The 12,892-nt window shown below is 55.4% G+C and carries 13 protein-coding genes; 2 read left to right on the top strand and 11 right to left on the bottom strand.

Annotation, left to right across the window (positions count from 1 at the left end):
- Positions 1 to 33: 33 nt before the first annotated feature.
- The 8 genes from mmuM to FDX09_RS05585 all read right to left on the bottom strand — a co-directional run bounded on the left by mmuM (position 34) and on the right by FDX09_RS05585 (position 8,636).
- A complete protein-coding gene (gene mmuM, locus FDX09_RS05620) occupies positions 34 to 960 on the bottom strand; it encodes a homocysteine S-methyltransferase (protein ID WP_087857020.1) in 927 nt (308 codons plus the stop codon).
- 114 nt (positions 961 to 1,074) lie between these two features.
- Entirely contained in the window at positions 1,075 to 2,286 is a 1,212-nt protein-coding gene (gene mhpT, locus FDX09_RS05615) for a 3-(3-hydroxy-phenyl)propionate transporter MhpT (RefSeq protein ID WP_137346906.1), read from the bottom strand.
- 68 nt (positions 2,287 to 2,354) lie between these two features.
- Positions 2,355 to 3,368, bottom strand: a complete 1,014-nt coding sequence (gene mhpE / locus FDX09_RS05610; protein WP_069323921.1) for a 4-hydroxy-2-oxovalerate aldolase — start codon at positions 3,366 to 3,368, stop codon at positions 2,355 to 2,357.
- Positions 3,365 to 4,315 (bottom strand): acetaldehyde dehydrogenase, encoded by a 951-nt coding sequence (gene mhpF / locus FDX09_RS05605; protein WP_038638040.1) that lies wholly within the window; start codon positions 4,313 to 4,315, stop codon positions 3,365 to 3,367. Before mhpF ends, mhpE begins: the two co-directional genes overlap by 4 nt.
- The gene (gene mhpD / locus FDX09_RS05600) at positions 4,312 to 5,121 is read right to left on the bottom strand and encodes a 2-keto-4-pentenoate hydratase (protein ID WP_087857019.1); all 810 of its coding nucleotides are present in this window, start codon (positions 5,119 to 5,121) and stop codon (positions 4,312 to 4,314) included. The genes mhpF and mhpD overlap by 4 nt, the downstream gene beginning before the upstream one ends.
- A gap of 9 nt (positions 5,122 to 5,130) precedes the next feature.
- Positions 5,131 to 5,997, bottom strand: coding sequence for a 2-hydroxy-6-oxonona-2,4-dienedioate hydrolase (gene mhpC, locus FDX09_RS05595; protein WP_069323918.1), 867 nt, complete (start codon positions 5,995 to 5,997; stop codon positions 5,131 to 5,133).
- A gap of 28 nt (positions 5,998 to 6,025) precedes the next feature.
- The gene (gene mhpB, locus FDX09_RS05590; protein WP_137346905.1) at positions 6,026 to 6,970 is read right to left on the bottom strand and encodes a 2,3-dihydroxyphenylpropionate/2,3-dihydroxicinnamic acid 1,2-dioxygenase; all 945 of its coding nucleotides are present in this window, start codon (positions 6,968 to 6,970) and stop codon (positions 6,026 to 6,028) included.
- Between the two features lies 1 nt (position 6,971).
- The gene (locus FDX09_RS05585; protein WP_038638028.1) at positions 6,972 to 8,636 is read right to left on the bottom strand and encodes a bifunctional 3-(3-hydroxy-phenyl)propionate/3-hydroxycinnamic acid hydroxylase; all 1,665 of its coding nucleotides are present in this window, start codon (positions 8,634 to 8,636) and stop codon (positions 6,972 to 6,974) included.
- 190 nt (positions 8,637 to 8,826) lie between these two features.
- On the opposite strand from FDX09_RS05585, the gene FDX09_RS05580 reads away from it, so the two are divergent.
- Together FDX09_RS05580 and FDX09_RS05575 are read left to right on the top strand one after the other, a co-directional pair.
- On the top strand, positions 8,827 to 9,639 hold the full coding sequence (locus FDX09_RS05580; protein ID WP_051594508.1) for a DNA-binding transcriptional regulator: 813 nt from the start codon (positions 8,827 to 8,829) through the stop codon (positions 9,637 to 9,639).
- 169 nt (positions 9,640 to 9,808) lie between these two features.
- Positions 9,809 to 10,666: an alpha/beta fold hydrolase gene (locus FDX09_RS05575; protein WP_069323915.1), complete on the top strand. Its 858-nt coding sequence runs from the start codon at positions 9,809 to 9,811 to the stop codon at positions 10,664 to 10,666.
- A 114-nt stretch (positions 10,667 to 10,780) separates the two neighbouring features.
- Here the strand turns inward: FDX09_RS05575 and FDX09_RS05570 are convergent, their stop codons facing one another.
- From FDX09_RS05570 to FDX09_RS05560, 3 genes are all read right to left on the bottom strand, one after another.
- Positions 10,781 to 11,497 carry a YebC/PmpR family DNA-binding transcriptional regulator gene (locus FDX09_RS05570; RefSeq protein WP_038638023.1) on the bottom strand — a complete coding sequence of 239 codons (717 nt, stop codon included), beginning with the start codon at positions 11,495 to 11,497 and terminating at the stop codon, positions 10,781 to 10,783.
- Between the two features lie 382 nt (positions 11,498 to 11,879).
- Complete coding sequence (locus FDX09_RS05565; RefSeq protein WP_137346904.1) at positions 11,880 to 12,356, bottom strand: cold shock domain-containing protein; 477 nt, start codon at positions 12,354 to 12,356, stop codon at positions 11,880 to 11,882.
- 86 nt (positions 12,357 to 12,442) lie between these two features.
- The gene (locus FDX09_RS05560) at positions 12,443 to 12,688 is read right to left on the bottom strand and encodes a YmjA family protein (RefSeq protein ID WP_069323914.1); all 246 of its coding nucleotides are present in this window, start codon (positions 12,686 to 12,688) and stop codon (positions 12,443 to 12,445) included.
- Positions 12,689 to 12,892: the final 204 nt, after the last annotated feature.

Raw genomic sequence — 12,892 nt, 5'->3', positions numbered from 1 at the left:
AGTGAACGATGTAGGCCTGATAAATTCTCAGCTTCACGCTTTAAGCGCGGCAATATCCTTCGGCGTGGTGCGACAACACCCGCCGATCAACCGTGCGCCAGCGGCCTGCCACTGCGGCAAATAATCCGCCAACTGCGCACAATGCTCACTGTGATGATGCCAGGTTTTGCTTGCCGCATCATAATGCTCGCCTGAGTTTGGATACACCACCAGCGGCAGCGCCGTTAAGCCGTGCAGATGCTGCAATGCGGCGGTGGTCTTTTCCAGCGCAATACAGTTGATGCCTAACGCCACCACCTGCGGATAACCCGCCAGCAACGACACCACGTCACGCAGCGGCGTACCGTCGCTCAGGTGCTCGCTGTCGCGCAGAGTAAACGAGAACCACGCCCTGGCACGCGGATACGCGGTCAACAGCTCAGCCAGCGCGCCAATCTCGGTAAAATTCGGCAGGGTTTCACAGGCCAGCAGGTCGGCCCCGGCATCCAGCAACGCTTCCACGCGCGGACGGTGAAACGCCTGAAATTCCTCAGCGCTACGTTGGTAATCGCCACGATACTCTGATCCATCCGCCAGATACGCGCCATAAGGCCCAACGGAGCCTGCCACCAGCAGCGTACCCGCCTGCGGGTTCTCAGCCAGCCAGGCTTCACGCGCTTTACGCGCCAGCTCCACGCTTTTGCCAATCAGCGCTTTCGACTGCGCTTCATTCAGGCCGCGCGCGGCAAAACCTGCCGGCGTGGCCTGATAGCTGGCGGTGATCGCGCATTGCGCCCCCGCCCGGAAATAATCAAGATGCACTTCGCGGATAAGCTGCGGATTTTCGACCAGCACTTTGGCTGACCACAGGCTGTCTGCTAAATCACAACCGCGCGCTTCCAGCTCCGTCGCCATCGCACCATCCAGTAACAGGAAATCCTGTTTGTCGAGGATGGCGCTTAACGGATTATTCTGCGACATGTTCTGGCTCCTGTTTTGATGGAAATAAGCCCTCACACTATCACAGCCATACCCGCAAGGCTCCGCGCTCACCCGCAATTATGGCGATGCGTCAACCCTGCACCAGACGATCGCTTAAGCACCGTTAGCCGGGATCGACATCTGCGATTTACGGCTCATCAGAATAAATACCGCCAGGCCCGCCAGCAAAATCCCCGGCGCAGACGCCGCCATCACACCCACCGTTCCAGTGCCCAGCGCTAACATTTTCCCGGCCAGCAGCGGGCCGCTCATCGCGCCCAAACGTCCGACAGCGACGGCGGTGCCCACGCCTGTGGCGCGAATCTGCGTGTGGTAAAATAACGGCGCCAGCGCATACAACACGCTTTGCCCACCAGTGGCAAACATCCCCGCCACAAATCCCGCCATCAACATGCCGCTGAATGTCGACACCGTCCCCAGCGCCAGCAGCGAAGCCAACATCCCGGTGTAGATCAGCAGCGACATCACCACCGGACGCAGTTTGTCCATCAACGCCCCGAGAATTAACGTCCCGCTGGCTGCACCGATTTGCAGAGCAAACATCACGCCTGCCGCCTGCGAGGGTTGAAATCCCTGCTCCACCAGCAGCATCGGCAGCCAGTTGATCAGCATATACACCACCAGCAGGGTGAAGAAATAGCACAGCCACAGCAGCAGCGTAGCGCTCGCTGCTGCTGGCGCAAACAGGGCGCGCAACGGCGCGGCAGCTACCTGCGTTTGTTGGGTATAAACCTGCGATTCCGGCAACCAGCGCATCAACAGCGGAACCAGCAGCAGCGGGATCACCCCGCCAACCCAGAACACCGTTTGCCAGGCGGAGGCGAGACCGCTAAACCCAAGCGCCGCCGCTAACGCCGCGCCAATCGGCACGCCGCAGTACATCAGGCTCACCGCCGTGCCGCGAAAACGTGGCCCCGCCGCTTCGGAGGTCAGCGCGATCAGATTCGGCAATGCCGCGCCCAGCCCGACGCCGGTCATCAGACGGGCAAATACCAGCGACGAGAAATCCCAGGAAATCGCCGTCGCCAGCGAGAACAGGCCGAACAGCGCCACGGAGGCAATGAGAATGCGCTTGCGGCCATAGCGATCGGCCAGCATACCGCCCGCCAACGCGCCGGGCAGCAGCCCGAGAATACCGGCGCTGAAGATCCAGCCCATCTGCATTTTATCCAGCGCAAACGCCTGAGCGATACCGACGGCAGCAATCCCGGCGGCCTGGAGATCCAGCCCTTCCATCAGGGCGACTAAAAAACACAGCCCGACGGTCAACGTCAGGCGCCAGGATGCGGGGGTACGGGTAGTCATAAGATGTACCTCTGAGGTCACGATGCAGGTGAATCGCGGCTGATACGTTGCCAGCCGCGTAATCATTTTTATTTGCTGTGGCGCAGATCCAGCGCCACGTCGACGATCATATCTTCCTGGCCACCCACCATTCGGCGCTTGCCCAGTTCAACCAGAATATCAACCGCGCTCAGGCCATAACGCGCCGCCGCCACTTCACAATGACGCAGGAAGCTGGAGTACACCCCGGCATAGCCCAGCGCCAGCGTTTCGCGATCCACCCGCACCGGGCGGTCCTGCAGCGGACGCACCAGATCGTCGGCAGCATCCATCAGCGCATACAGATCGGTGCCATGCTGCCAGCCGAGCTTATCCGCTGCAGCGATAAACACTTCCAGCGGCGCATTGCCCGCGCCTGCGCCCATCCCCGCCAGGCTGGCGTCGATACGATCGCAGCCCTCTTCCACCGCAGCAATCGAGTTCGCCACACCGAGACTGAGGTTGTGATGCGCATGCATTCCGGTTTCCGTCTCCGGCTTCAGTACCGCTTTCAGGGCGCGGAAGCGGGCGCGAATATCACTCATGTTCATCGCCCCGCCGGAATCGACCACGTAGATACAAGTCGCGCCGTAGGTTTCCATCAGCTTCGCCTGCTGCGCCAGATTTTCCGGCGTGGTCATGTGGCTCATCATCAGAAAGCCGACGGTATCCATACCCAGCTCGCGCGCATACTGAATATGCTGGGCCGACACGTCCGCTTCGGTGCAGTGGGTCGCCACGCGAACCACCCGCGCCCCGGCCTGATACGCATTTTTCAGGTCGTGAATAGTACCGATCCCCGGCAGTAACAGCGTGGCGATCTTAGCGTGCTGCACCACGTCTGCAGCCGCTTCAATCCACTCGAGATCGCTGTGCGCGCCAAAGCCGTAGTTAAAGCTGGAACCTTGTAAACCGTCGCCATGCGCCACTTCAATAGAATCGACCCGCGCATCGTCCAGCGCTTTCGCAATCTGGCGCACGTTTTCCAGCGAATACTGGTGACGAATGGCGTGCATACCGTCACGCAGGGTCACGTCAGAGATATAGAGTTTTTTACCGTTCATGCTGCTTCTCCTGACTGACGGGTGAGTGACTGCGCCATCTTCTCAGCGGTCGCCAGCGCGCTGGAGGTCATTATGTCGAGGTTGCCCGCATAGGCAGGTAAATAGTGCGCCGCGCCTTCCACTTCCAGATATACCGCGGTTTTGAGCCCGGAAAACTGGCCGATACCCGGCAGATTCACCGGTTTATCCTGCGGGATAACTTCAAACTGTACGCGCTGTTTCAGGCGATAACCCGGCACATAGGCCTGTACCGCCGCCGCCATCTCGTTGATAGACGCTTCAACTTCAATCTCGGAGGCCGCTTCACTCAGTACATACACCGTGTCGCGCATCATCAGCGGCGGTTCGGCCGGGTTAAGTACAATGATGGCTTTACCTTTTTCGGCGCCGCCGACCACTTCAATCGCCTTTGAGGTGGTTTCGGTGAACTCATCAATATTGGCGCGAGTGCCCGGTCCCGCAGATTTACTGGCGATAGAGGCAATAATTTCGGCGTAATGGACTTTTGCCACGCGAGAGACAGCCGCCACCATCGGGATGGTCGCCTGCCCTCCGCAAGTCACCATATTGACGTTCTGCTGATCAACGTTAGCCTCCAGATTCACCACCGGCACGCAGTATGGACCGATCGCCGCGGGCGTCAGGTCGATCAGGCGGATCCCCGGTTTAATGGCGCGCAGCGCGGCGTCGTTCTTCACATGTGCGCCCGCGCTGGTGGCATCAAACACGATGTCGATATCGGCAAATTCCGGCATGGCGATAAGCCCTGTCACCCCTTCATGGGTGGTGGCAACGCCCATACGTCTGGCGCGTGCCAGACCATCGGATTGCGGGTCAATACCGACCATCACCGCCATCTCCAGATGCACGCCGTGGCGCAGAATTTTAATCATCAAATCGGTACCGATGTTGCCGGAGCCGATAATGGCGACTTTACGCTTACTCATGACTGACTTCCTTTTGTAACCGCCGCTGAAAAAGTGGCGGCAACTGAACCAATACCGTCGATATGGGCTTCAAAACGATCGCCCGCATTCACTGATACCATCGGGCCTAACGCCCCGGTGAGAATGATGTCCCCCGCACGCAGCGGCTCGCCGAGGCTGGCCATTTTGCGCGCCAGCCAGACGGCGGCGTTGATCGGATGTCCCAGACATTCGCTGCCGCGCCCACTGGAGACCTCTTCGTTATTGCGCGTCATTTTCATTGCGCAATTTTTCAGATCTAACCCGGCCGGACGCTGCGCCGGCCCGCCGACCACATACACGCCGCAGGAGGCATTATCCGCCACGGTATCAACAAACTTTATTGACCAGTCGCGGATACGACTGCCGACTACTTCGAGCGCGGGCAGCACCCACTCTATGGCGTTATATAGCTCATCAAAAGTGGTGTCGGCATTGGGTAGATCGCGGTTCAGCACCAGCGCAATTTCCGCTTCAATACGCGGTTGCAGTACACGTGAAAACGGAATGGTGTCGTTATCGCCGTAGCACATGTCGGCAAACAGCGTGCCGAAATCCGGCTGATCGACCCCCAATTGCTGTTGCACTTTCGGGTGCGTCAGCCCCACTTTGCGCCCAACCACGCGCCGCCCGCGCGCCACGTTGTCCTGCACGTTGATGCGCTGAATGGCATAGGCCGCTTCGGCATTGTCCATGCCAATCAGTTCACGCAGCGGGGCGATAGCTTCTCCTTTTTCCTCTGCCAGGCGTAAATCGGCGGCTAACTGCTCAAGATTAAGATTCGTCATGTCCGTTCCTTAAGGGCGTGCGAGGAAGTTCAGCACCAGTTGGTTAAAGGCATCCGCATGTTCCCACTGCGCCCAGTGCCCGCAGTCGCGGTAGATGTGCAGTTCAGAACCGGCAATCCCGGAGAGCAGGCGCAGACCGGCGTCCATCGGCACGAACCGGTCGTTGCGGCCCCAGACAATCAGGGTCTGGGCCTTGATTTCACCCAGACGCGGGCTGAAGTCCGGGAACTGTTTCGGGTTGGCTTCCAGACTCTGGACAAAGTTGTCCAGGTGATCGCGGCGCGACAGCATGTTATTCAGGCGCGCCTCAAACAGCGCTTCAGTCAGGTCACTGGTGTCGAAGACAAAAATCTCCATCATCAGCTTCAGATTTTCGATGGTCGGCTCACGATATAGCTGATTCAGACGCTTGATGCCTTCGGTCGGCATCGGGGTAAACAGGCTCATGCCGCCCGTTCCACCGCCCATCAGCACCAGCTTGCCCACGCGCTCCGGCCAGCTCAAAGTAAACGCCACTGCACTGTGGCCACCCATTGAGTTGCCCAGCAAGTGGATTTTCTGAATATCCAGTTGATCGACCACGCTTTTCAGAATGCGAGCGTTGAGATCGGATCGTGACCCGCGGTTAACGATCCCATCGCTTTTCCCCCAGCCAGGACAATCCAGCAGGATCACCCGGTATCCGGCCTCAACCAGCGGATCGATGTTGCGGCTGAAGTTCGCCCAGCCCGTCGCGCCAGGACCTGAGCCGTGCAGTAGCACCACGGTCTCTTCACCCTGCCCACAGTCATTGAAATGCACGCGTAAGGTTTCGCCTGCTTCCTGCACCTCCAGAAAACGGCTGGTGGCGGCTTCGGTTTGCGGTTGGTAAGTCATGCTCTTCTCCTGCATATTCAGTTCTGTTTCAGTTCTGTGTGGTGGCGCTCAGGGAGCCGAATCCGGCGATCCACTCCGGGATCGGGCGATAATAACGACCTTCGCTGCGCCAGTTGCCAAAGGCAGAAATGGCGGCGAAGGCGGCAACCCAGGTTTTCACTTCGTGCGTTGATTTGCCCGCCATCGCGGATAGCTCTTCATTGCTGACCGCGTCCAGCTCCAGCAAACGCCCCTGCTCAAGCAGGGTCATAAAGCGGTTATCCCAGACGGGGTTAAGCGGGTGCAGCGTGTGCTGGTCTTGCACAAATTTCTCGGCGGCGCTGATCACTCGCTGCTGGCGCAATTCACGCTCGTTTTCGGGTAACTGTTTGCCGCTGCCGAGCAGGCGGTCGCGCATATGGGCATCGGCCTTTGCCAGCTCCGGCACCGGTGGCTGATGCGACAGGCCGCCGGAACCTAAAAACAACACGCGTTTATTCAGCGAACTGGCGAAACGACCAATGGCTTCACCGAGCATGCGGGTACGCTGAAAGCCCGGCAGCGGCGTGGCGACGCCGTTAATAAACACCGGTAACACCGGGACCTTATCCAGACCGCCGAGCAAAAACTCCAGCGGCTGCGCAAAGCCGTGATCGACCTGCATGTTGTAGGAAACGGCAAGATCGATACCGCTTTTCATCACCGCATGGGCGCAGGCCTCAGCGAGATCGGTGGGCACCGGCAGTTCCCCGGCGGCGCTGCCGAAATCGCCGATTGCGGTGGCTCCTACGCCTAAACAAAACGGCGGCATCACATCGTAGAAAAAACCGTTGTAGTGATCGGGGGCAAACAGCACCACCAGCTCAGGATCGAACGCCGCAATACGTGCGCGGGCGCAGGCGATCACGCCGTCAACTTCATCGAGCACGGCCTGCGCCGGGTCGACATAGCCCACCAGCGGCGAGTGGGAAAGACAGTGAAGATAAGCGTGCATATCAGGCTACCTTTTCAACAGGAAGATCGGTATTTACGCGGGTGAGCGTCATCACCGACGCCAGTTTATTCAGGGTGTTGCCCAGGGTTTGCGGAATAGCGATGGCAGCGACAAAGCGGTCCGGGCGCATCACCACCAGCGCGGCATTGTGTTGGGCAAACCACGCGCGCAGACGGTTTTGCGTATCGCCAATGCGGGTAACGCCGTCATGGTTATCCTGATCGGTATGTATCTGCGTATCCGGCACCACCTGGATAAACCGCGTCCCCAGCGCCTGCCACTGCTGGATCTGCGCTTCACTCATGCCCCATAGCGGATTACAGCCCCAGCCAATCACCGCGAAATTCGGGCCAATGACGTTATCGAGCAACGTCACTTCGCCGGTTTCCAGCGTGACCTTCGGCTGGATAAACATCTTGCCGACTGGCGAGGTTTTCGCGTCACCTTCACGCACCAACGCCCCGATGTGGTACTGCGGCATCGGCTTAAAGCGCATTTCAAGGAAGTAACGTTTGACCGGCGGAATGTAGTTCAACAGCCAGGAAACTCCGTCGCGCACCGCGCCGTGCCAGCGTTTTGGCGGCGCCAGCACGTTGCCTGCGGTAACCGACAAATCGATCATCGCTTTGGCATGATCGCGGCGCTCCTGCTGGTAGGTATCCAGCAGCGCATCACCGGCTTTGCCATTGATCACCAGCGCCAGTTTCCACGCCAGATTGAAGGCATCGCGCATACCGCTGTTGTACCCCTGCCCCTGCCAGACCGGCATAATGTGCGCCGCGTCGCCCGCCAGCAGCACACGGTCAATACGAAAGCGTTCGGCCAGCCGGGCGTTATGGGTGTACACGCGCTGGCGGATCAGCTCGACGTTATCCGGGTTCGGCAGCACTTTGCTCAAGAGTTGGCGCATATTCTGCGGCTCGCTAAGCTGGGCTTCGGTTTCCCCCGGCATCACCATAAATTCAAAGCGGCGCACCGCATGCGGCAGCGCGGCAGAAACATACGGGCGCACCGGATCGCAGCACAGGTACACATGCGGCGTACTCAGCGGATCGTTGGCGATATCCACTACAATCCACTGATTCGGCGCGGTTTTACCTTCAAATGGCACATTCAGCGAGCGCCTGACGTTGCTGGCGCCACCGTCGCAGGCCACCAGCCACTGGGCCTTCACCGTTTCCCGCTGGCCGTCCGGCGCTTTCAGGTTCAGCGTCACTTCACCATTTTGCTGGCTGAAGGCTTCCAGTTCGCGAGAAAACAGGCAACGCACGTTGGGGAAACGCGACAGCCCTTCCAGCATCACCGCATCCACCTGCGGCTGAATGAACGCATTGCGGCGCGACCAGCCAAATTCGTCGGTCATCGGCTGGATATCGGCAAAGCAGCGGCCTTTCGGGGTAAGAAAGCGCATCGCGTGCCACGGCGTGGTATGTGGCAAAACGTTCTCGACCAGACCAACGGACTGCATGGTGCGCAGCGCTTCATCGTCAATACCGATGGCGCGGGGATAGTCGATCAGCGTGTCGAGCTTCTCTACCACCAGCACCTCAATGCCCATCTGGCCAAGATAGTTCGCCATCATCAGCCCTACCGGGCCGGCTCCAGCAATCGCTACCTGCGCGGTGTGCTGCACTGCGGGTTGGATATCAGGATTTATAGTTGTCATTTCAGAACCTCACTACTCGGACAAAACGCAATTGCAGGCCCTGGTGAGGCGCAATTTGTTTTGTTAAAAATATGTGAATAGTTTTTATTGTGCGGTCAGTATAGAAGTGAGTTTTTGCGCTACAATCAAAACATGCCTGGATGTGCACTAAGTGCACAACGTTGTTTTACCTATATATTTGTCAATGAATATGAAAAGTGACGACGGTACCGAATACAAAACCGTGCGCGGGTTAACGCGCGGGTTAATGTTATTAAATATGTTAAATCGGCTTGACGGCGGGGCCAGCGTTGGCCTGCTGGCAGAGCTGAGCGGCCTGCACCGCACCACGGTCAGACGTCTGCTGGAAACGTTGCAGGATGAGGGTTACGTCCGGCGCAGCCTGTCCGATGACAGCTTTCGCTTAACCATTAAAGTCCGTCAGCTCAGCGAGGGATTTCGTGACGAGCAGTGGATTTCTGCGCTCGCCGCCCCGCTGTTGGGGGATTTGCTGCGCGAAGTCATCTGGCCGACCGACGTGTCCACGCTGGACGTTGACGCGATGGTAGTGCGTGAAACCACCCACCGCTTCAGCCGCCTGTCGTTTCACCGGGCAATGGTCGGACGTCGTTTACCGCTATTAAAAACCGCATCCGGCCTGACCTGGCTGGCATTTTGCCCGGAGAATGAACGTCAGCAACTGATTGAAATGCTGGCCTCAAGACCAGGAGAAGAGTTCCAGTTAGCCCGCGAACCGCTGAAGCTCGACGCTATTCTGGCCCGCGCACGTAAAGACGGCTTTGGACAGAACTATCGCGGGTGGGATCAGGAAGAAAAAATCGCCTCCATCGCCGTTCCCATCCGCAGCGAACAGCGGGTTATTGGTTGCCTGAACCTGGTGTATATGGCCAGCGCTATGACCATCGAGCAGGCAGCGGAAAAGCATCTTCCGGCCTTACAAAAAGTGGCGAAACAGATAGAGGACGGCGTGGAGTCACAAGAGATTTTGGTTGCCGGGAGGTGAAGTAGATCACATTTGTTGGCGGATTATCCAAAGCTTAAATAACCTTCCGCATTCCCGGTCTCCTTTAACGAGACCGGGATACAGAACAAAAAAAATCGCCAGATTCGCTAGTTAAAGCTACATTGAATTCAGAACCAACTGGTATGACCACACAGATAAGGCTCAATGAATGAATTCAATAATAATACCCGTAAATGAAGGCGGATTTCTGTCCGCCACGATTTGGGAAAGAAGCGATGCCAAAGCGATCGTTATTCTTCATCCAGCCACGGCGGTTGTACAGGCGTTTTATAAGGGGTTCGCAGAGTACCTTTTTAACCAGGGATTCAGTGTCGTCACTTACGATTATCGGGGAACGGGCCGCTCGAAATCCGGGAAGCTCCGTAGCTACAGCATCTCAATGTCAGACTGGATCGAGCAGGACGTGGGCTGCATTACTGCCTGGGCTAAAACGCGTTTTCCCGGACTTAACCTGCTGGCGGTAGGACACAGTGTCGGCGGGCATGCGGTTCTGCTTTCCACGGCCACTTCCGCCCTGCACGCGGCCGTCATTGTGGCCTCCCATGCCGGGGTAACGAGCACAATAAAACAAACGGCAGAGAAAGTGCGGGTCTGGTGCCTGCTGCGTGTTCTGGCCCCGGTTCTTTGCCGAATCTTCGGGTATATGCCTGCCAGGCGCCTTGGGCTGGGCGAAGATTTGCCAGCTCCAGTGATGCTTCAGTGGGGACGCTGGAGCGCAATGCCGGGTTATTTCTACGACGATCCCGACTGGGATGCACGCCAACGGGCAAGTGAGATAACCTTGCCTTTACTGGTGATGGGTTTTGATGACGACCCGTGGGCTAACCCTGAAGCCATTGCATCCCTGATGGAGCCAGTGCAAAACGCAAAAATCGAACATCGCGAAATTCGGCACGCAGATTATGGTCTTTCTTCAGTTGGACACATGGGCTTTTTTCGAACGCGGAGTGCGGATAAATTATGGCCTATCGTCGGTCAGTGGCTGGCGAGACAGAGCCAGAATTGAGCCAGCAGATATTTAATTTTATTTTCTGCCGTACTGTCAGGCCAGATATACTTTTTATAACAAATCTAATCGTTAAAAAAATCTGCCACAATGACAGATTTCTTTAATTTAGAATTAGAGATTTGCAACGTTATGATATACTTTTTGAACATCGTCGTCATCTTCAAGAGCATCAACAAGCCCTGCAAAGATTTCTAAATCTTCTGGCGACAGTTCAATTTCTGATTGAGCAATCATTTCTAATTCTGTTGTTGAAAACTCTGTAATTCCCGCTGCTTTTAACGCTGCAATGCCTTTGTGAAGGTCGGTAGACTCAGTATAAATAATGATATTTCCTTCGTCTTCGGTGACATCACGAACATCAACTTCAGCTTCAAGCAAAATTTCAAAAACATGGTCAGGGTCAGTGCCTTTAAATACGATTACACCAGTATTGTCAAACATGTAGCTGACAGAACCTGCCGCCCCGATATTCCCGCCTTTTTTATTGAAGATTGAGCGAATATTAGCAATCGTGCGGTTAACGTTTGATGTCAGGGTTTCAGCGATAATCATGGAACCGCTTGGGCCAAAACCTTCATAACGCCCTTGCATGAACGTTTCGTCGCTGCCACCTTTGGCTTTATCAATAGCTTTATCAATAACGTGCTTGGGAACCTGGGCTTGTTTCGCACGTTCAATAACGAATTTTAAAGCTGTGTTTAATTCTGGGTCTGGATCACCTTGTTTAGCGGCAGCATAGATTTCCACACCGAATTTTGAATATACTTTAGACGTTGCACCGTCTTTAGCCGTTTTTTTACCAACAATATTGGCCCATTTACGTCCCACTGGAATACACTCCCCGAAAATTTATTTACATTACGCGCAGATTAATAAACCGCGAGTTTTCTCCACCATATTATATCATGATGTGTAAATTCTCGTCTATGAGAAATGAAAATATCAAAACTTCATGAGCTGCTACTTTTATTTAATTAATAATTAACATTATGAATAGGTTATTACCAGACTCCCTGCTGGTTCTTTTGTTTTTATCCTAACTAATTGGACCACAGTAATAATAAGGACGCGAAGCCAGCGGCGGCTTCAGCAATTACATAAAGTGTTCTGCTCTGGGCGAGCGGTTTCTTGCATCCTCAGCGCTCAGAGCAACACTATCCGCATGGGGCAATGAATAACAGAGTTGCGGCACTTATCAGTCTGAAGAGCTTCAGACCTTAAGCAATTTTACTGTCGCATCGATGTCGATTTCATCTTCGGAGAAGATCAGCGTCGTGCCCTGGAAAGTGGTGATAGCCAGTTTTTTCAGCTTACGCATTTCGCCTAGCTTCACCTCTGATTTCGGCCGGATGCTGTTCATCAGCACGCCGACAGACAGCACCGCGTTTTCTTTATCAATACGGGTTTCGACAGGAACTTCTTCACTGTATACCAGGTACGACTTGATCGCCGTGAGCTTCAGACGCTCGCCCGCGATATAGATGTATTTGCTGTCTGGTATGACTTTCACCGCATAGGCAGACAGACCTTTGTTGTTGGTGGTCGGTTCAAAGGTTACCGCCGCGTCTTTCTTGATCAGCTCAGGATTAGCAACCTTAATCACATGAAAATAGCGGTTATCGCCATTTTCATCTTTGATAAATCCAAAGCCTTTATCTTTAAACCACGTTGTGATTGTTCCGTTCATTGCTGTTTCCACCTGATTAAATCTAATACTCGCAGAGTATATCTACTGAATTTGCGCGCAGTGTAAAACACAGACCACGTCTTTGGCTACTCGTTACCCCAGCGATTGAGGAACTCCGCGATATCGTCGATACGCTGCGCGTCGACACCGGCCACGGTTGCCATCTCCTGCTGCGCTTCTTCGCTGATCTCTTCGTTGTTCATTAAACGGGTGATCAGTTGCTGGAAGTAGTGCGCCAGCGCATCGCGTTCGGCATCGTTTACCGGCTTTGCGGCTTCGGTCGCGTACTCGTCGGCGATATCATAATATTTTAGCGGAATGTCGTTATTCATGAGGTGCTCCGGGGTGAATGCGTGTGCCAGCAGTTGTCTGCCGCGTCTGATGTGAATGATAGCATTCTTATTTCATAGTTCGCGATCTGTTTTATTGGCGGTTAACATTACATATATCAACACTATTTTCTGGAGCCGCTTCGCATTTAATAAATATGCTATTTTTAAATGACGACAGTTTTATTAAGTACGGTGTGATAGCCA

Source organism: Citrobacter sp. wls717 (assembly GCF_005280955.1).
Lineage (GTDB): Bacteria > Pseudomonadota > Gammaproteobacteria > Enterobacterales > Enterobacteriaceae > Citrobacter > Citrobacter werkmanii.
Note: the sequence above shows the minus strand (reverse complement) of the source record. Positions and strands in the feature narration are given on the sequence as shown.